This window comes from Agrobacterium tumefaciens, assembly GCF_031801495.1.
GTDB lineage: Bacteria > Pseudomonadota > Alphaproteobacteria > Rhizobiales > Rhizobiaceae > Agrobacterium > Agrobacterium tumefaciens_K.
The window spans coordinates 866,144-885,162 of sequence record NZ_JAOEGC010000002.1 but is presented as its reverse complement, the minus strand read 5'-3'; the positions used below and the strand labels follow the sequence as shown (position 1 = coordinate 885,162).

Here is a 19,019-nt window from a genome sequence, read left to right as displayed (position 1 = left end):
GCCCTATTTGTGTTCAGTGTAAATGATTTATGAAAATAGCCATGCGTTTTGCGCATGACAGCGACGCATTTGCCTTGCTTGCAGAATCCATGCTGCGCTGCGATATATCCGCTCATGTCTTGGGAGGAAAAGGTTTAAGGAACCAAGGCAATGACCACTCGCTTCCGTCCGGTACATTCCGGCTTTGAATCGCTTCGTCTGGCGGGCCTCAGCCCCCGTACAAGCACTGGATATCATCGTTTTGGCGCTGCCGCCAACGAACAGATGACTGCTCGCGCCGCTGCTCAGCAGGTTCGCGTTACGCGCCCCGCTGCTGTTTTTGCGGATTTTCGCGAACGCTAACATCGTTTGACCGGCTAGCCGCCGGTGTTACATGACCGATTTGCGCTGTGGCGTCTTTCTCCGGAAAGGCGCCTTTTGCTTTTGTGCGCATGCGGGAGCGACAGTTGCCGGAAAGCGGCGCGGCGCTTTTGCCGCGCCTTGCTCTCACCCCTGCGGCGTCGAGGCTTTGCGCGCCGCCTTTCTGGCAAGCCCGAGCTGATGTTCGCGCAGAATGATGAAGATGCCGGCAAGGATCACGATCGCCGTGCCAATAAGCATCGTCGTTGTCGGAATATCGCCAAACAGCACATATGACACCGCGATCCCGAACACGATGGAACTGTACTCGAACGGCGCGATGATCGAGACTTCGGCGTGACGGTAGCTTTCGGTCAGAAATATCTGCGCGACGCCACCACAGATACCGCTACCGATCAGCAGCAAGGCCTGCTGGGGATCGAGCCACATCCAGCCGAACGGCACGCTTACCAGTGAGAGCAAAGCCGCCGTCAGCGAAAAATAGAGAACGATCGTCGGGGTCTTTTCCGTTTCCACCAGTTGCCGGACCTGAATCATCGCAAGCCCACCGAGGGCGGCTCCAACCAGCACTGCAATGGCTGCGGTTCCCTCACCGGCGGCAAATCCACCTTCGCGCAGCAACGTCATCTTCGGCCAGAGAATGACGAGAACGCCGACCATGCCGACGGCAACCGCGCTCCAGCGATAGACCCGCACCTTCTCACGCAGGATCAGGGACGCAAAGACGACAGCCAACAAGGGTGAGGCGTAACCGATGGCGATGAATTCCGGCAATGGCAACAGAGTCAGTCCGTAAAACCCACAGGCCATGGACAGTATGCCGAGAAAGCCGCGCTTGAAATGACCGAACAGGTTGTTGGTGTGCAGCGCAGTTGCCAGCGAATGCAGCCAGGCGAGGTAAATCACGATGGGAATGATGGCAAACGCCGAACGGAAGAAGGTTATCTGCCCCGGAGGGACATCCGGCCCCGATGCCTTGATGAAAGTCTGCATCATCAGAAAGAAGCCGACGGATATCAGCTTCATGGAAATCCCGCGGACGGGACTATAGGCATCGGCGCTCATCGGCAGTTACTCGTATCGTCTGCACAAAACGCCATCGAAGATTTTTTCTCGGGAAAAGGACGACGCAGGGGAAGTTAAGTTCAGCAAAGCTAGAACAATTGTAGCCACGCTTTGCATCAAAAAAGCTGATCCACCCATGAATTCGGTTGATCGCATCAGCACTTCGGCACACCATGAAAAGCATCGGCAACCAACAGCAAAAAATTTCATAAAAATCGAAACAACTTCAGCAATCGTTCAACATTTGCTGGCATGGTCCGCAGAAACCAGCAGCCGGAGGAGCAACTACACTGCGGGTTTGAGCCTCCCAAAGGGGACAGAACGTCCCGCGACGCTCACATGACGTGACGAGTACTTCCGTATTTTACATTCAGGCTTTGTGACGACATGATGCCTGGCCGACGATCGACAGAGTTATTCAGGAATAGTCATGCGAACAGATACGGGCCAGGTCGTTCACCTGGCAGATTACCGCCCTACCGATTTCGTTCTTGAGCGCGTCGATCTCACCTTCGAACTCGACCCCAGCAACACCAAGGTCGAGGCCCGTCTGATTTTCCATCGCAGGGAAGGCGCCGACAAGGCGGCCCCTCTGGTTCTGGACGGTGACGAACTGAAGCTGACGGGCGTCCTGCTGGATCAGATCGAAATTCCAGCCGCACAATATGACGTCACGCCCGAGAGCCTGACGATCCGCGATCTGCCGGAAGAAACGCCGTTCGAGATCTGCGTCACCAACTACATCAATCCGCAGGTCAATACGCAACTGATGGGGCTTTATCGCACCAACGGCGTCTATTGCACCCAGTGCGAAGCCGAAGGCTTCCGTCGCATCACCTATTTCCCGGATCGTCCGGATGTTCTTGCACCCTACACGGTCACGATCATCGCGGCCAAGGAAGGCAATCCGCTGCTTCTGTCGAACGGCAACTTCCTCGGCGGTGGCAATTACGACGAAGGCCGTCATTTCGCAGCCTGGTTCGATCCACATCCGAAGCCGAGCTATCTGTTCGCGCTCGTAGCTGGCGATCTCGGCGTCGTGGAAGACACGTTCACCACCATGTCCGGCAATGAAGTCGCGCTGAAAATCTACGTCGAGCACGGCAAGGAGCCACGGGCGACCTACGCCATGGACGCGCTGAAACGCTCAATGAAGTGGGACGAGGAACGCTTCGGGCGTGAATACGACCTGAATATCTTCCAGATCGTCGCCGTCTCCGATTTCAACATGGGCGCGATGGAAAACAAGGGGCTGAACGTCTTTAACGATAAATTCGTGCTGGCCGACCCTGAAACCGCAACTGATGCGGACTACGCCAATATCGAGCGCATCATCGCACACGAATACTTCCACAACTGGACGGGCAACCGCATCACCTGCCGCGACTGGTTCCAGCTTTGCCTCAAGGAAGGTCTGACCGTCTATCGCGATCAGGAATTCTCGTCCGACATGCGCTCGCGTCCGGTCAAGCGCATTGCCGATGTGCGCCATCTGAAGTCCGAGCAGTTCCCCGAGGATTCCGGTCCGCTGGCGCATCCGCCGCGCCCGGACAGCTACCGTGAAATCAACAACTTCTACACCACGACCGTCTACGAAAAGGGTGCCGAAGTTACCCGCATGATCGCAACCATCCTTGGTGCGGCCGACTTCAAGAAGGGTATGGACCTCTATTTCGAGCGCCATGACGGAGAAGCGGCAACCGTCGAGGATTTCGTCAAGAGCTTTGCTGACGCCAGCGGCCGTGACCTGACGCAGTTTGCGCTGTGGTATACGGAAGCAGGAACGCCTCTGGTCGCCATTTCAGCCGATTACGATGCCGTAAACTCCACCTTCAAACTGTCGCTGGAACAGACCATCTCGCCGACGCCCGGCCAGCCGGTGAAGCAGCCGCGTCACATCCCGCTGTCGCTGGCACTGATCCTCGACAATGGCCAGATCGCCGAGCCGAAATCCGTCGAGGGCGGTGAATATCGCGATGGCGTCCTGCATCTGACGGAAGGCAGCCAGAGCTGTACGTTCACCGGCATTTCCTCGCGGCCGGTCGTCTCGATCAACCGCAGCTTCTCTGCGCCGGTCAACATCGACTTCCCACAGCAGCCTGCCGATCTGGTGCAGATCGCAAGGCACGAAACGGACATGTTCGCCCGCTTCCAGGCATTGACGGAACTGGCCCTGCCCGCATTGACGGCTGCGACGAAAGCAGCCCACGCGGGCGACGAAATTCAGCTGGATGCCGATCTCATCGCCACACTCATCGAAGTCGCCGATGACGAAAGCCTCGAGCCGGCATTCCGAGCGCAGGCACTTGCTCTACCAAGCGAAACGGACATCGCCCGTGAACTGGGCCGCGACACCGATCCGGACGCCATCCACAAGGCACGCAACGCAACGATTGCCGCCATCGCCAAGGCAGGCGTTGCAACCTTCACGCGGCTTGTCGAAACTTATGGGGATACCGGCCCCTACAGCCCGGACGCCGAAAGCGCCGGTCGCCGGTCGCTGCGCAACACCGCGTTGACCTACCTTGCCTCTGCCGAGGATACGCCTGATCGCGCCGCTGATGCCTATACAAACGCCAGCAACATGACCGATCTCGCCCATGCGCTCAGCGTCCTGACGCAACGCTTCCCAGAAAAGTCGCAGACCGCCGAAGCCCTCGCGAATTTCGAGGGTCGTTTCGCGGACAATGCGCTGGTTCTGGACAAGTGGTTCTCGCTGCAGGCCGCCATCCCCGGTGAAGGCGCGCTGGAGCGCATCAAGGGCTTGATGACGTCGAAGCACTTTATCCCGTCCAATCCCAACCGCGTCCGTTCTCTGGTCGGCACGCTGGCCTTCGCCAACCCGACCGGTTTCCACCGGATCGATGGCGCTGCCTATCGCTTCCTGGCAGAGCAGATCATCGCCATTGATGCACGGAACCCGCAGCTTGCCGCACGGCTTCTGACGTCCATGCGCTCCTGGCGCGCGCTGGAGGCAAAACGCGCCGAACAGGCCAGGGCAGCCCTTGTGCAGATCGCGGAAACCAAGGGTCTTTCCGCCGATGTCGGCGACATCGTGGAACGTATCCTGAAGGGCTGAAGGACCAGCAACCACTATACCAAAAGACGGCTCGACAAGGGCCGTCTCTCCACCCGCCAAAAAATGCGGAGTCGGTTCAAAGGGTTAAAATTCTTTTAACTTTTCCCTCTGGACACGGCGAATCGCAAGTGATTCATATAGGGCAGATTCGAGCGGCGGTGCTTCGAATTTCCATGAGGGACAATCACAAGGCGGGACAATGACGAACGTGCGGCGGGCGACTGCGGGCGATGAGCGGCCGTATGCCAAATTTTCTGACTTTGCGGCCTGGGGAGAGCGTCTCTCCTCGGACCTGATGGGTCTGATGAATGGCAACGAGCGGCGAATTCCGCAGGTGGAAAGCCTGCTCAAGCGCCTGATCCCCATTCTCATCCTGTCGTTTCTGATTGTCGTCGCGGCGTCTCGCGTACTCGGCATCGTCGCGGAATATTCCCGCATGGAAGAGGCCGCCCGTCACAGCACGGCGCTGACCGCCCTCACCGCAAAGGCCGCCCTGCTCAACAATGGCGAGGTCTTCGCCATGCAGGATCGCACACCGGCCGAAGCCAGCCTTCTCACCGCCCTGCCCGCCGGCAGCCTGGTCGATGGCACGCTGGTCCTTCTTTCCGGCAGCAATGGCCGCATCTTTGCGGGCGCGGGCAAGGAATCTTCTCTCTATATCGGTACGTCGCTTCCTGCCCTGCTGCCGGAGATCGCCATCGTTCAGCGTTTTCCGGGTGGCCCCGGCACCGTCGAAACCAACATCGACGGCATGCCGCACTACGCCACCATGATTCCGTTCGGCAATGACGGCAGCATGGTCATCGCCGCCCGTTCCCTTGATCCGATCCGCTCCTTCTGGCGCAGCGAGATCGCCATGAACGTGACGCTTTTCGCTGGCATTTCCGCCATTCTGCTGGTCATTCTCTACGCATATTACATGCAGGTCCGGCGTGCACGCGATGCCGACGACATTTTCGCAGAATCCAACCTGCGCGTCGAAACGGCATTGTCGCGCGGCCGCTGTGGCCTTTGGGATTTCGACCTCTCCACGCGCCGCATGTTCTGGTCCGGCTCGCTGTATGAAATTCTCGGGATGCCCCCCAGGCCCGCTCCCCTGTCCTTCTCCGATGCGGCCCGCATGATGCACTCCGAAGACGGCAATCTCTACGAACTCGCCCGCGCTGTCGGTTGCGGCAAGCTGCGCCAGATCGATCAGATCTTCCGCATGCGCCATGCCAAGGGCCATTATGTCTGGCTGCGGGCCCGCGCCCAGGTCATCCATACCAATAACGGCCCGCGTGTCATCGGCATCGCCATGGACGTGACGGAGCAGCACCGCCTTGCCCAGCGCTACGCGGAAGCCGACCAGCGCCTCGCGGACGCCATCGAATGCACCTCGGAAGCCTTCGTGCTGTGGGACAAGAACGACCGTCTAGTGATGTGCAACGCGCATTACCAGCAGGCATATGGCCTGCCGGACAGCGCTCTCGTGGCCGGTACGGAAAAGAGCGTCGTTCATGCTGCCGCATCCCGTCCGGTCATGGAGCGCCGTGTGGCCGATCCCGACCAATCCGGCCTGTCGCGCACCATGGAAGTACAGCTTGCCGACGACCGCTGGCTGCAGATCAACGAACGCCGTACCCGTGATGGCGGCCTCGTCTCCGTCGGCACAGACATCACCCTTCTCAAGCGTCACCAGGAGCGCCTGCGCGAATCCGAACGCCGCCTGATGGCGACCATCGGCGACCTGTCCGCCTCGCAGCACAAACTGGAGCGCCAGAAGACCGAACTTTCCGCCGTGAACGAAAACTACCTGTCGGAAAAAGAGCGCGCCGAAGCCGCCAACCGTGCGAAGTCCGAGTTCCTTGCCAACATGAGCCATGAACTGCGCACGCCGCTCAACGCCATTCTCGGTTTTTCCGAAATCCTTCTAGCCGAAATGTTTGGTCCTGTCGGTTCGCCGAAATATTCCGAATATGCCCGCGACATTCACGACAGCGGCAAGCATCTGCTCAACGTCATCAACGACATTCTGGACATGTCGAAGATCGAGGCAGGCCATATGCGTATCAATCGCGAAACGGTAGATCTGGCACCGCTGATCGAGGAAACCCTGCGCCTGACGGCCATACAGGCCGAGCAAAAGGCCATCACGGTTCAGCAGCGCGTCTGCTCAGGCTTGACGATGCACGGTGACCGTCGCGCCATGAAGCAGATCATGCTCAATTTGCTCTCGAATGCGGTGAAGTTCACCGATAAAGGCGGACGCGTGGAACTGCGAACCCATGTGCATCATGGCGGCCTGATGCTGACCATCGCCGATACCGGTATAGGAATTCCTGCAATGGCCATCGACAAGATCGGCCAGCCTTTCGAGCAGGTTCAGAGCCAGTACGCCAAGAGCCAGGGCGGCTCCGGCCTCGGCCTTGCGATCTCCCGCTCACTCGTCAAGCTGCATGGCGGCACGATGAAGATCCGCTCCTGCGAGGGCAAGGGAACCGTCGTGACGATCATCATTCCCCATGCGGCAGCCCATTGCGGCACCTTGCATTGAGAACCGCCCCAACTCCGTCATACCGGCCTTGAGCCGGCATGACGGAAGCATGGATCCGGAAATCTAACCGCCATTCTTCACCGTCGCCTGAAACGTCTTGCGCACCGTCTTCGACAAGCGCTTCACCTCACCTTCCAGCGTCTGGATATCCGGGCAATCCCCTGCCCGGCAAACGAGGTCGATCAGTCCCGCCGGGGCGTCTTTCGGGTTGAAACCACCGTCGATGCACAAACGCACGATCTGCGAAATCTCGGTATAAAGCGCTATTGCTTTCATGCAGTCGTCGAAGGCCAGCGGCTCCATCGCACCCGTCGCCAGTTCATGCAACGCTTCGCTCGTATTGAGGCCGGGCCTATGCGGCGGAAATCCCTTTGCCGGACCGACCAGCGCCAGATACTGCGCGATGAATTCCAGATCGATCAGCCCGCCGGGGATTAGCTTGAAATCCCAGATATTTTCCGGCGGCTTTTCCTGCTCGATCAGGGAGCGCATTTCCAGAACATCCGCAGAGACTTTCGCCACGTCGCGTTTTTCCGACAGTACCGAGGCGACAATACGGCCGGCGTCTTCGATCAACGAGCCATCGCCGCAGATGAGCCGTGCCCGCGACAGCGCCATGTGCTCCCACGTCCAGGCCTCCGTGCGCTGGTATTTTTCGAAAGCGGCAATGCGCGTTGCGACCGGCCCCTTGTTGCCCGAGGGGCGAAGCCGCATGTCCACCTCGTAGAGAACGCCTTCCGCCGTTGGCGCGGAGAGAGCCGCGATAAGCCGTTGCGTAACGCGGGTGAAATAGCGCATTGCGTCCAGCGGTTTTGCGCCATCGGATTCATGGGCTGCATCGTCGTAGTCGTAAAGCAGGATCAGGTCGACATCCGACCCCGCCGTCAGCTCGAAGGAGCCGAGCTTGCCCATGCCCATGACGGCAACGCGACCACCGGGATAGTGCCCATGTGCTGCCTCCATTTCGGCCAGCACGGCTTTCAGCGCTGCCTCGATTACCAGATCGGCCAGGTGCGTAAAGGCGCGGGCGGCTATATCGCCGTGGATGGCGTCGGTCAGCAGGCGAACACCGATGAGGAAACGCTGCTCGGCGGCAAAGATGCGCAACCGGTCGAGGATGTCCTCATAATGACGCGCAGGCGACAGGAAGTTGTCCATGCGCGTAGCCAGATAGTCGCGCGTCGGAATATCGCTCATCAGCCCCGGATCGAGCATTCCGTCGAAGACATGCGGCCGGGCGGCGATGATTTCCGCCAGCCGAGGTGCGGACGACATGATCGTCACCAGCAGCGAAAGCAGGGCGGGATTGTTGCCGAGCAGCGAAAAAAGCTGGATACCGGCAGGCAGGCCGGAGAGGAAATTATCGAAACGCAGCAGTGCCTCGTCGGCACGCGTGCTTTCGCCAAAGGCCTTCAGCAGGTCAGGTGTCAGTTCCGTCAACCGCTCGCGTGCCTCGACGGATTGCGTGGCTCTATAACGACCGTTGTGCCAGGTTCGGATAACGCGGGAAATATCTTCCGGCCGCTCGAAACCGAGCGAAGCCAATGTCTTGAGCGTATCGGGATCGTCCTTCTGGCCGGTAAAGACCAGATTGCCGCCTTCGCCGGACAGCTTCACTTCCTGCTCGAATAGCGCGGAATATTTGCGCTCCACCAGTCGCAGGACGCTTTCCAGCTTTTCAGCGAAGGCCTTCGTGTCGGCAAAACCCAGCATGAAAGCGATGCGCTTCAGCTCCGCCTCGCCGTCGGGCAGCGTATGGGTCTGCTCGTCGCGCACCATCTGGATTCGGTGCTCCACCTCACGCAGGAACCAGTATGCGTCCGTCAGACTGTCACGGGTTTCCGCATCGATCCATTTCGCGTCGGTCAGCGCGGCAAGCGCCTGCTGCGTCGAGCGCACGCGCAGCGCAGGCATGCGCCCGCCCGCAATCAACTGCTGTGTCTGCGCAAAGAACTCGATTTCGCGAATACCACCGCGGCCGAGCTTGACGTTATGGCCCTTCACGGCAATCGCACCATGTCCCTTGTGCGCGTGGATCTGCCGCTTGATCGAATGAATGTCGGCAATGGCCGCATAATCGAGATATTTGCGGAAGATGAACGGGGTCAGTTCGCGTAGAAAGTTCTCACCCGCCCTGATATCGCCTGCCACCGGCCGCGCCTTGATGTAGGCGGCTCGCTCCCAGTTCTGGCCCCTGCCCTCATAATAGGTCAGCGCCGCCTCGACCGGGATGGCGAGCGGTGTCGAACCGGGATCGGGCCGCAGCCGCAGATCGGTTCGGAAGACGTAACCATCCGCCGTGCGCTCCTGCATGATGCGCACCAGACGGCGCATCATGCGGCCGAAATTCTCCGTCGAGTCGAGCGGGTCCTTCATGATGCCCGCAGACGGTTCGAAGAAAACCACGGCGTCGATGTCGGAGGAATAATTCAGCTCGTGCGCGCCGAGTTTGCCCATGCCGAGAACGATCAGACCTGAGCCCTCGCTCGGTGTCGCAACGTCCTTGATGACCAGCTTACCGCTTTCATGTGCCGACAGCAGCAGGTGGTCGATTGTCGCCGAAAGCGAGGCGTCAGCCATATCGCTCAGCCAGCGCGTCGTATCGCGGGCGGTGAAGATACGCGCCAGGTCGGCAAGAGCGGCAATGAAGGAAAGTCGCCGTTTGGCGATGCGAAGCCTCGACATCACCTCGTTCTCCGAGGGGATCACGCCATCCCCACCCGCTTTCCAGCTGAACCGCGCTTCTTCGACGAGTGCGGCCAGCAGCGGCTCGACCGGACCGGAGATTGCAAGCGTCAGCAGACCCTCGTCCGCCGTCGCCATGTCCCGCAGATAGGGCGAGAGGGTGAAGGCATTTGCAATAAACGTTCTGAGCGTGCTTTCACCCGCCAGCAGATCGGCCACGGCCGGTTCGGTACGGCCGATATCCTTCAGCGTCGAAAGCACCGATTTCAGTTCGGCCTGCGTATAGGGGCGGATCACATCCGGCTGCACATCGCTCAACCGTCTGCCTTCGACATTCGTCTTCTGCACTGTCTCTCTCCCTGTTCCTTTGAATGCAGCATCCCGCTCGGCGGAATCAGCTTCATCGGTTTTGAGAAGACATTAAGGCTTGGATGCGGGAAAAACCATCGAAACGGTCAACCCTGGGGACTCGGCATTGGCCGGATAGGTGTCGGACAAGACCAGCGAACCACCGTGCAGTTCCATAACGGCCTCGACAAGCGAAAGGCCAAGGCCGGTACCCGGCTTGGATCTGCTCTCGTCCAGCCGCACGAAGCGCTTCAGCACTTCGTCGCGCTTGTTTGCCGGGACGCCGGGGCCGTCATCGGCGACGGACAGTACGATGGAATTCTGATCTTTCGCCAATCGGACGACGAGTTTCCTGTCGCCCTCGCCTTCGCCTGCATATTTCATGGCGTTATCGATGAGGTTGGAGAGCGCCTGACCGATCAGTTCGCGGTTGCCCTTGATCGAAAGCCCCTCCGCGATATCCGCAGTCAGGACAAGCCCTGCATCTTCGGCCACCGGCTCGTAAAGTTCGGCACTGTCGGCAGCGATAGCGGAAACGTCCACGTCGGTCATTTCGGCGGCAATCGAACCTGCCTCGACGCGGGAGATCATCAGAAGCGCATTGAAAGTGCGGATAAGCTGGTCGGATTCGGCGATGATGCCTTCAAGGGCGACGCGCCGCTTCGCCTCATCGTCACCGTTCAACGCATCGGCTGCCTTGTTCCTCAGCCGCGTCAGCGGTGTTTTCAGATCGTGCGCGATATTGTCCGAAACCTGGCGCAGCCCCTCATTGAGTTTCTCGATGCGGCCCAGCATCGCATTGAGCGAACCGGAAAGGCGGTCGAACTCGTCGCCGGAGCGGCCTTGCGGCAAACGCTGGGAAAGATCACCGGCCATGATCTTCTTGGTGGCGGCAGACATTCGGTCGATACGTTTCAGCGCATTGCGCCCGATACCGAACCAGATCAACAGCGCGCCGCCACTCATGATCGCAAGCGCGACCATCAGCGCATTACGCACCAACGCGCGGAATTTCGTCGGTTCGCCAAGGTCGCGCCCGATCAGGATGCGCAGGCCGTTGTCCAATGTGAAGATATTGGCCGTCGCCAGATGTTGTACGCTGTCACCACTTTCGGAGTAACGCTCATAGCGGAACGGGAAGCCGGTCCAGCCTTCCTTGTCGAGCACGCCAGGCTGCACGGAGGCAACGTTACCGGCGAGAATCTCGCCGTTCGGCCCGGCAATCACGTAAAGGCTGGCGCCCGGTTGACGCGCCCTGCGCTCCATCATCCTCAAAAGCGGGTTGATGCCGCCGCGACCATAGACGCGCTGCACATCGGTCACTTCCTGAAGCACGGCATCCCGCGTCTGCTGGTTCAGCAGGCGCTCGGACAATGCGGTGACGTAGAAGACAAGAAAGGCGGCACACAGTGCGAACAGAAGGATATAAAGCGCCGAAAGGCGCACTGCCGTAGACCTGAACAATATTCTGAGGCGGGCCATTTTCGCCAATCAGCCCTCGTCCTTCATCATGTAGCCCGCTCCGCGAATGGTCTTCAGGAGCGGCTTCTCGAAGTCCTTTTCGATCTTCGAGCGAAGACGGGAAACATGCACGTCGATGACATTGGTCTGTGGGTCGAAATGGTAATCCCACACGTTCTCCAGCAGCATGGTGCGGGTCACGACCTGTCCGGCATTTTTCATCAGATATTCCAGCAGGCGGAATTCGCGCGGCTGAAGCAGTATTTCCTTGCCGTTGCGGCGCACGTCATGCGAGAGCCGGTCGAGCTCCAGATCGCCGACGCGATAAACCATGTCCTGCTCAGGCTTGCCCTTTCGGCGACCCAGCACCTCGATACGGGCGAGCAGTTCGGAGAAAGCGTAGGGCTTTGGCAGATAATCGTCGCCACCGGCGCGCAGGCCGGTTACGCGGTCATCCACCTGCCCCAGCGCTGAAAGGATAAGGACAGGCGTCTCGATACCGCGACGGCGCAGTTCGCTGATGACGGAAAGCCCGTCGCGGCGCGGCAGCATGCGGTCGATCACCATCACATCGTAGGCGTTTTCGCAGCCCATGAACAAGCCGCTCTCGCCATCGCTGGCGTGATCGGCGACGATCCCGGCTTCCCGGAACGCCTTGGTCATGTAGGCGGCAGCCTCGAGGTCGTCTTCTATGACAAGAATCTTCATGTGCGGGACAATAGCCCCCTCGCCCTTTTCCGCACAACCGGAAACCAGTCTGTCGTCAGCATTATGCAGATTACTTTCCATGAGATGGGCTCCCAAGTACGCCAGGCCTTTCAACTGAATGAGAGGCTGCCTTCTCTCCTCCGTCATCCCGGCCCTGAGCCGGGACCCAGCCGCCGCGCAGACGCGCGGCGAGGAGAGCATCTTGCGATCAAGTCCTTGATCGCATTGAACCCCGGATCAAGTCCGGAGTGACGGAGGGGAATGCAATTCCCCTCCCGCCTCGACGTATCAGCCCTGGTCGATATCCAGTGCGATGAAGCGGCTGCCGTTTTCCGTCTGGATCTGGAACAGCGCCTTGGAACGACCGTCCTTCTTGGCCTGCTCGAGGATCTTCTCCACATCGGCTGCGGAGGCAACCTGCTGGTTGTTTACGGAGGTGATTTTTTCACCCTGCTTCAGGCCGCGTGCGGCTGCATCGCTGTCCGGATCGACATCGGTGATGGCAAGGCCATTGCCGTCATCTGCCGGAGAAACCGTCAGGCCGAGGCTGGACAGGACCTTCTCGCTGGAAGACTGGCTGTTGTCGTCGCTCTGGCTCGGCGTTGCCTTGGAAGAATCATCGCTTGCGAGATCGCCGAGCGTGACAGTAACGGACTGCGACTTGCCAGCCCGCCACAGCGAGATTTCAACCTTGGCATTGGGAGCCATGCCGCCGATACGGCGTGACAGGTCGCGGGCGTCCTTGATCGGATCACCATTGACGGCAGTGATGATGTCACCCTGCTTGATGCCTGCCTTATCGCCAGGAGAACCGGCCTGCGGCGCCACGACCAGTGCACCGCTGGCTTCGGACAGGCCGAGCGATTCAGCGATATCCTTGCTCACCGGCTGAATCTGCACGCCAAGCCAGCCACGCTCGACCTTGCCGTCCTTCATCAGGTCGGCAATCACATCCTTTGCGACGGCAGAGGGTATCGCGAAAGCGATACCGACGTTGCCACCCGAAGGCGAGAAGATCGCGGTGTTGATGCCGACCACTTCGCCGTTGAGGTTGAAGGCCGGACCACCGGAGTTACCGCGGTTCACGGCGGCGTCGATCTGGAGGTAATCGTCATACGGACCGGAGCCGATGTCACGACCACGAGCCGAAACGATGCCCGAGGTGACCGTGCCGCCGAGGCCGAACGGGTTGCCGACAGCCACGACCCAGTCACCAACGCGGACCTTGCTGTCGTCAGCAAACTGGACGTAGGTAAACTTGCGGTTGACGTCGACCTTCAGCAGCGCCAGATCCGTGCGGGGATCGCGGCCGACCAGCTTGGCGTCAAGCTCGGTGCCGTCGTTCATTACAACCGTATAGGCGGAGCCGTCATCGACAACGTGGTTGTTGGTGACGACATAACCGTCTTCGGAGATGAAGAAGCCGGAGCCCTGTGCAACCGGACGCAACGGACCCTTGCCGCCGTCACGGTGACGGTTCGGCCCACGATCGGATCTGTCCTGACCGCCGCCCGGGCCGCCGAACTCCTTGAAGAAGCGCTTCAGCGGATGATCGTCGGGAAGCTGATCAAGGCCGCGACCACCAAAATTGAAGGAGAAGCTGTTGTTGTCGTCGGAAGCCGGCTGCACGTTCGACTGTACGCGAACGGAAACCACGGCGGGCGAAACCGCATCGACGACATTGGCAAAGCTTGGAACCTGAGGAGCATTCACCTGAACAGGAGCAGCGAAAGACTGCGCGATCGGCCCTGCAAGCCCGGTCGAAAGCATCAACGCTGCAAGACCGCCAACGGTTGTAGCCTTCATAACCGTCTTCAGCGATGGACGCCCGTTTTGCGAGTTAGACATTTCGTACCTTCTTTCTTCATTCAGACTGGATCCCGTTTGAGCGGGGAAGCGGTGGATGATGAAGATATAGGAGGCAACACCTTACGGCGAAGTGTCTGAAGAATGAAAAAATCGTAATGTTGGAAAGATGATGCCAACTTTCAAATATTATTATTGTTTTTCAATAATATCGCGCAGCCTCATCTCTTCTTCCGCTGTCAGTGCCGAACCCTGGGGCAAAGCAGCCCGGCGGCGGGAGAAAACGAAGACGGCAAAAGCACCGCCAAGGATCAGCAGAATGGGTGCGCCCCACAAAAGGGCGGTACGCAGACTGAGGCGCGGCTTCAGCAGCACGAATTCGCCGTAACGGGAGACAACGTAGTCAATGACAGCCTCATCGCTGTCACCCTCAGTCAGCCGCTCACGCACCAGCACGCGCAGATCGCGCGCCAACTCGGCATTGCTGTCATCGATAGACTGGTTCTGGCAGACCATGCAGCGCAGTTGAGATGTCAGGTTTCTCGCCCGCCCTTCCAGCACCGGGTCTTTCAGAACCTCGTCAGGATTGAAAGCGAAGGCCGGCAGAGCCAACAGTCCGAGGAGTAATGCGACCACGAGTTTACGCATCATTCCGCAGCCTCCAGCACTAAGGACTTGGCCGGTTTCGCCTTACGGTTCGGTGCGCCCACCCTCAATCGTCTGTCGGACAGCGACACGAATCCGCCCAGCATCATGAACAGCGTTCCGCCCCAGATGCACAGGATGAAGGGTTTCCACCAGATGCGCACGACGATGCCACCGTTTTCCATCGGATCGCCCAACGATACGTAAAGCTGGCTCAGGCCGAAGGTAAGGATACCGGCTTCCGTCGTCGGCATGCGTCTTGCGGTATAAAGCCGCTTCGAGGACCAGACGTCACCTACTTCCACACCCGCCTTGCGAATGGTGAAATGGCCGCGATCCTCGGTGAAGTTCGGGCCGGCCGCATGGCGTATGCCATCGAAAGTCAGGCTGTAACCACCCGCTTCAGCCGTCATGCCCTGCTTCATTTCAAGAACGGTTTCGGTTTCGAAGGTCGTGACGATGACAATGCCGAGGATCGTGATGCCGAGGCCCATATGTGCCAGCGCCGTTCCGAAGGTAGAGCGCGGCAGACCTTTCAGCCGCCGGAACGCGATGGAGAAAGCGAGCTTGCCGAAATTGGCGCGGTACCACAGATCGGCCAGTGCCCCCAGTATCAGCCAGAAACCTGCCGCGATGCCGAGAGCGGCCAGAACCGGGCCGCCATTCTCGACATACCAGAGCGTCAGGCCCGCCAGCGCGGCAAGTCCAGCGACCACATAGAGTCTCTGGAACGCACCGAGCAGGTCGCCCCGTTTCCAGGCGAGCAAAGGTCCGAACGGCGTGACGATCATGACCGGGATCATCAACAGGCCGAAAGTGAGATTGAAGAACGGCGCGCCGACGGAAATCTTCTCTCCGGTCAGCGTTTCGAGAATCAGCGGATAGAGCGTTCCGATCAGCACGGTCGCGGTCGAAACCGTCACGATCAGGTTGTTGAGAACGAGCGCGCCTTCGCGGGAGATAGGTGCAAACAGCCCGCCCGCCTTCAGTTCCGGCGCCCGCCATGCGAACAGGGCAAAGGCTCCGCCGATGAAGATCGTCAGAATGCAGAGGATGAAGATACCGCGGCTTGGATCGGTCGCGAAGGCATGCACCGATGTCAGAACGCCGGAACGCACGAGGAAGGTGCCAAGCAGCGAGAGCGAGAAGGTCATGATCGCCAGCAGCACGGTCCAGATTTTCAGCGCCTCGCGCTTTTCCATCACCAGCGCCGAATGCAGAAGCGCGGTGCCCGCCAGCCATGGCATGAAGGATGCGTTCTCGACCGGGTCCCAGAACCACCAGCCGCCCCAACCGAGCTCGTAATAGGCCCAGTAGGAGCCCATCGAAATGCCTGCGGTCAGGAACATCCAGGCAGCCAATGTCCATGGCCGCACCCAGCGCGCCCAGGCCGCATCGATCCGGCCCTCCATCAGCGCCGCAACGGCGAAGGAGAAACAGACGGAAAAGCCGACGTAACCGAGATAAAGCAGCGGCGGGTGGATGGCGAGGCCGAAATCCTGAAGGATCGGGTTCAGGTCCTGCCCCTCGGCCGGCGCGGGATCGAGACGTATGAAGGGATTGGACGTCAGCAGGATGAAGAGCAGGAAGGCGACAGCGATCCATGCCTGCACGGACAGCACATTTGCTTTCAGCGTATCCGGCAGGTTCCGCCCGAAGACGGAAACGAGCGCGCTGAAGAAAACCAGGATCAGCAGCCACAGCAGCATCGATCCTTCGTGATTGCCCCACACGCCGGTCAGCTTGTAGATCATCGGCATCAGCGAATGGGAGTTTTCCCAGACGTTGCGCACGGAGAAATCTGAAACCGCATAGGCCCAAGTCAGCGCGACGAAGGAAAGCGACACCAGCAGGAACATCAGGATCGAGCCGAGCGAGGCAATGTCCATCATTGCGCCGTCATTGCGACGCGCACCGATGACCGGCAGCACGGAAACGATCATGCTCACGCCGAGCGCCAGAACGAGTGCATAGTGGCCGACTTCAACGATCATGGCTTGGTGCTCCCCACGATCTGACCGTTATCCTTGGCGTTTTGGGGAGAATTTCCGGCGCCATCCGTTTTAGGCGCCATGCCCTTGCCGGAACCGTCCTCCCAGACGCCTTCCTTCTTCAGGCGGTCGGCGACTTCTTTCGGCATGTAGTTTTCGTCGTGCTTCGCCAGCACGCTGTCCGCCACGAAACCGCGCGTCGAGACGTCGAACGTTCCTTCAGTCACGACACCCTGCCCCTCGCGGAAGAGGTCCGGCAGAATGCCCGTATAGCTCACCGGCACGCTGGCGGATCCATCGGTAACAGTAAATGTCACTGTCCGGCCTTCGCCGCGCTTGACGGAACCTTCCGCCACCAGCCCTCCGAGACGGATGCGGGTGCCGGGGTTCACCGGCGTCTTTTCGAGATCGCCCGGCATGTAGAAATACGCGATCGACTGGCCGAAAGCGAACATCACCAGCAGCACCGCCGCCATGATAAAGCTCACGCCACCACCAATGATGGCCAATCGTTTCTGTTTGCGCGTCATTGTGTTGCGCCCTCCTGCGGCACAAGTCCGTCAGTGGAAACTCCAAGTTCTTTCGCCAACGCCAGAAGCTGTTTTCCCTGCTCGCCTTGCGGCGGGAAAGCGACAAGACCTGCCTTCAGCGCTGAATTCGCCTTTTCCGCATTATTCAAGACGGCATAGGCGCGGACAAGACGTAACCAGCCCTCGAAATCGGCGGGATTTTCCTTCAACTTGGTGTCCAGGCTCGCCACCATGCCTTCGATCATCGCCTGGCGGTCAGCGGGCGCCATGTCGTTCGCGGCAGCAACATCGTCGGCGGTCGGTCCGGGCGGAGCCCCGCCACCAGCCGATCCTCCAGCCCCTGCCCCGCCCGTGCGCGCAATATGCTCCCGCACGAGCGGCAGCCATGGCGCACTTGTCGGCGCATCCTTGGCCAAGGCGGTAAAAGCGGCCTGCGCCTCAGGCATACGGCCTGCCTGCTCCAGCGCCAGCGCCAGATAAAAGCGTACGCGGGGATCGCCCGGCTTCATGCGTTCGGCATCCTCGAAGGCAGTGCGGGCGTCCTCGATGACGATGCCATCATTCATCGCAACCAGCGTCTCGCCAAGGCCACTTAACCGCTCCGGGCTTTCTCCCAGAATACGGATGGCATTGCGATAGGCCATCTCCGAGTCGGCTAGACGCTGCGTCTTGAAATAGATCGGCGCCAGCACGTCCCATCCGCCTCCGTCATCGGGCTTCTGCGCCAGATGACGTTCGACCTTGGCAATCAGCAGGTTCATGTCGTTGCCGGGGTTTTCAAGACGTGCCTCCAGCGGCAAGTCCGGAATATCCGGACTTCCCTGCCAGATGTAAAGACAGAGGCCGACGGCTGGAAGCAGCACGGTGATGAAAGTGGCAGCCAGATTGTGCCCGCCGGGCCGGGTGACGCCAGCGGCCGGGGCCGCGTCCGCGGCAGCCAGCAGGCGGCGGCCAATCTCCGCGCGTGCATATTCGGCCTGGGTATCGCCGATCAGGCCGGCCTGACGCTCCCGCTCCAGTTCCGCGAGCTGATCGCGATAGACGGCAACTTCACCGTCGCGGCGACTGTCCGTCACTTCGGTCTTCCGCATCAGCGGATACATCAGAACAGCGGCGACAGCCGCCGTCAATATTGCAACGACAATCCAGAACATAGAGGCTCAATTACTCGAATGCGCGACGCATGGGAACACGCGGCAACGGAATGACGTAAATTTGAGACATCACGTAGCATGGAACGCCTCCCGCCGATCCCTGTTTCTGGATCGGTCGGCAGATAGGCGCCTTGATTTACGTCAATGGGGACCAGCTTCCATCCGCATTACGGCAGGCCGCGCCACGAACCCGCGTTTCCTTCCCGTCCACGGTCAGCGTATGGGAATACTGACGGCAGTTCTGGTTACCGACCTGATAGGGTGCATTCGCGACAACCTGTCCGCTGACGTCATCCCCGGTCCAGCTTACCGGCGTTCCAACCGGCGCGGTCTCAAGTGCGCGATATTCGGCTTCCAGTGCCTTGGTCTGGTCGGCCCTGCCAAGCTGCACGCCGCTTCGACCGACGATGCCACCCTGAAGGTTTGCAAGAAACGGCGTCGCAGACTGGGCGGAACGCCCCAGAAGCCCGCCACCGCCACCCGTACGGGTGCCGGTCGTCGTGCAGGCACTCAGCACCGAGACACACAGGATCGAAAGCAGCACAGGGCGGGACACCATCGAACGCATCGTTACGGAGCGACCGTTATCGTAAACGTCAACCAAACTCAGTCCTCACTACCCACTGCATTTCACGTATTCTATCGCCCTTG

At 59.8% G+C, this 19,019-nt stretch carries 13 protein-coding genes; 3 read left to right on the top strand and 10 right to left on the bottom strand.

The features are described 5' to 3' along the window. Positions 1–150: 150 nt before the first annotated feature. Positions 151–342 (top strand): hypothetical protein, encoded by a 192-nt coding sequence (locus N7578_RS13735; protein WP_311110865.1) that lies wholly within the window; start codon positions 151–153, stop codon positions 340–342. A gap of 144 nt (positions 343–486) precedes the next feature. Here the strand turns inward: N7578_RS13735 and N7578_RS13730 are convergent, their stop codons facing one another. Next, a complete protein-coding gene (locus N7578_RS13730; protein WP_311110864.1) occupies positions 487–1,425 on the bottom strand; it encodes a DMT family transporter in 939 nt (312 codons plus the stop codon). 430 nt (positions 1,426–1,855) lie between these two features. Between N7578_RS13730 and pepN the strand changes: the two genes are divergently transcribed. Together pepN and N7578_RS13720 are read left to right on the top strand one after the other, a co-directional pair. After that, entirely contained in the window at positions 1,856–4,504 is a 2,649-nt protein-coding gene (pepN, locus tag N7578_RS13725; RefSeq protein WP_311110863.1) for an aminopeptidase N, read from the top strand. Positions 4,505–4,703: 199 nt separating this feature from the next. After that, on the top strand, positions 4,704–7,040 hold the full coding sequence (locus N7578_RS13720) for a PAS domain-containing sensor histidine kinase (RefSeq protein WP_311110862.1): 2,337 nt from the start codon (positions 4,704–4,706) through the stop codon (positions 7,038–7,040). 63 nt (positions 7,041–7,103) lie between these two features. Here the strand turns inward: N7578_RS13720 and N7578_RS13715 are convergent, their stop codons facing one another. The 9 genes from N7578_RS13715 to N7578_RS13675 form a co-directional block, all read right to left on the bottom strand. Further along, positions 7,104–10,073, bottom strand: a complete 2,970-nt coding sequence (locus N7578_RS13715; protein WP_311110861.1) for a bifunctional [glutamine synthetase] adenylyltransferase/[glutamine synthetase]-adenylyl-L-tyrosine phosphorylase — start codon at positions 10,071–10,073, stop codon at positions 7,104–7,106. 72 nt (positions 10,074–10,145) lie between these two features. Then, on the bottom strand, positions 10,146–11,555 hold the full coding sequence (locus N7578_RS13710; RefSeq protein WP_311110860.1) for a HAMP domain-containing sensor histidine kinase: 1,410 nt from the start codon (positions 11,553–11,555) through the stop codon (positions 10,146–10,148). A 9-nt stretch (positions 11,556–11,564) separates the two neighbouring features. After that, positions 11,565–12,323 carry a response regulator transcription factor gene (locus tag N7578_RS13705; RefSeq protein ID WP_311110859.1) on the bottom strand — a complete coding sequence of 253 codons (759 nt, stop codon included), beginning with the start codon at positions 12,321–12,323 and terminating at the stop codon, positions 11,565–11,567. Positions 12,324–12,530: 207 nt separating this feature from the next. Next, positions 12,531–14,090, bottom strand: a complete 1,560-nt coding sequence (locus N7578_RS13700; RefSeq protein WP_311110858.1) for a Do family serine endopeptidase — start codon at positions 14,088–14,090, stop codon at positions 12,531–12,533. A 150-nt stretch (positions 14,091–14,240) separates the two neighbouring features. Next, on the bottom strand, positions 14,241–14,699 hold the full coding sequence (locus N7578_RS13695; RefSeq protein ID WP_311110857.1) for a cytochrome c-type biogenesis protein: 459 nt from the start codon (positions 14,697–14,699) through the stop codon (positions 14,241–14,243). Beyond that, entirely contained in the window at positions 14,696–16,687 is a 1,992-nt protein-coding gene (locus N7578_RS13690) for a heme lyase CcmF/NrfE family subunit (RefSeq protein WP_311110856.1), read from the bottom strand. The genes N7578_RS13695 and N7578_RS13690 overlap by 4 nt, the downstream gene beginning before the upstream one ends. Further along, a complete protein-coding gene (ccmE, locus tag N7578_RS13685) occupies positions 16,684–17,214 on the bottom strand; it encodes a cytochrome c maturation protein CcmE (protein WP_311110855.1) in 531 nt (176 codons plus the stop codon). Before ccmE ends, N7578_RS13690 begins: the two co-directional genes overlap by 4 nt. Continuing rightward, positions 17,211–18,368: a c-type cytochrome biogenesis protein CcmI gene (gene ccmI / locus N7578_RS13680; RefSeq protein WP_311110854.1), complete on the bottom strand. Its 1,158-nt coding sequence runs from the start codon at positions 18,366–18,368 to the stop codon at positions 17,211–17,213. Before ccmI ends, ccmE begins: the two co-directional genes overlap by 4 nt. A gap of 136 nt (positions 18,369–18,504) precedes the next feature. Further along, on the bottom strand, positions 18,505–18,936 hold the full coding sequence (locus tag N7578_RS13675; RefSeq protein WP_311112509.1) for a hypothetical protein: 432 nt from the start codon (positions 18,934–18,936) through the stop codon (positions 18,505–18,507). Positions 18,937–19,019: the final 83 nt, after the last annotated feature.

What these genes read in the sequence shown, in the direction of transcription:
- N7578_RS13735 (WP_311110865.1), top strand. Translation starts at nt 151, where the DNA reads ATGACCACTCGCTTCCGTCCGGTACATTCCGGCTTTGAATCGCTTCGT.
- N7578_RS13695 (WP_311110857.1), bottom strand. Translation starts at nt 14,699, where the DNA reads ATGATGCGTAAACTCGTGGTCGCATTACTCCTCGGACTGTTGGCTCTG.
- N7578_RS13700 (WP_311110858.1), bottom strand. Translation starts at nt 14,090, where the DNA reads ATGTCTAACTCGCAAAACGGGCGTCCATCGCTGAAGACGGTTATGAAG.
- N7578_RS13690 (WP_311110856.1), bottom strand. Translation starts at nt 16,687, where the DNA reads ATGATCGTTGAAGTCGGCCACTATGCACTCGTTCTGGCGCTCGGCGTG.
- N7578_RS13675 (WP_311112509.1), bottom strand. Translation starts at nt 18,936, where the DNA reads ATGCGTTCGATGGTGTCCCGCCCTGTGCTGCTTTCGATCCTGTGTGTC.
- N7578_RS13705 (WP_311110859.1), bottom strand. Translation starts at nt 12,323, where the DNA reads ATGGAAAGTAATCTGCATAATGCTGACGACAGACTGGTTTCCGGTTGT.
- ccmE (WP_311110855.1), bottom strand. Translation starts at nt 17,214, where the DNA reads ATGACGCGCAAACAGAAACGATTGGCCATCATTGGTGGTGGCGTGAGC.
- ccmI (WP_311110854.1), bottom strand. Translation starts at nt 18,368, where the DNA reads ATGTTCTGGATTGTCGTTGCAATATTGACGGCGGCTGTCGCCGCTGTT.
- N7578_RS13710 (WP_311110860.1), bottom strand. Translation starts at nt 11,555, where the DNA reads ATGGCCCGCCTCAGAATATTGTTCAGGTCTACGGCAGTGCGCCTTTCG.
- N7578_RS13720 (WP_311110862.1), top strand. Translation starts at nt 4,704, where the DNA reads ATGACGAACGTGCGGCGGGCGACTGCGGGCGATGAGCGGCCGTATGCC.
- pepN (WP_311110863.1), top strand. Translation starts at nt 1,856, where the DNA reads ATGCGAACAGATACGGGCCAGGTCGTTCACCTGGCAGATTACCGCCCT.
- N7578_RS13730 (WP_311110864.1), bottom strand. Translation starts at nt 1,425, where the DNA reads ATGAGCGCCGATGCCTATAGTCCCGTCCGCGGGATTTCCATGAAGCTG.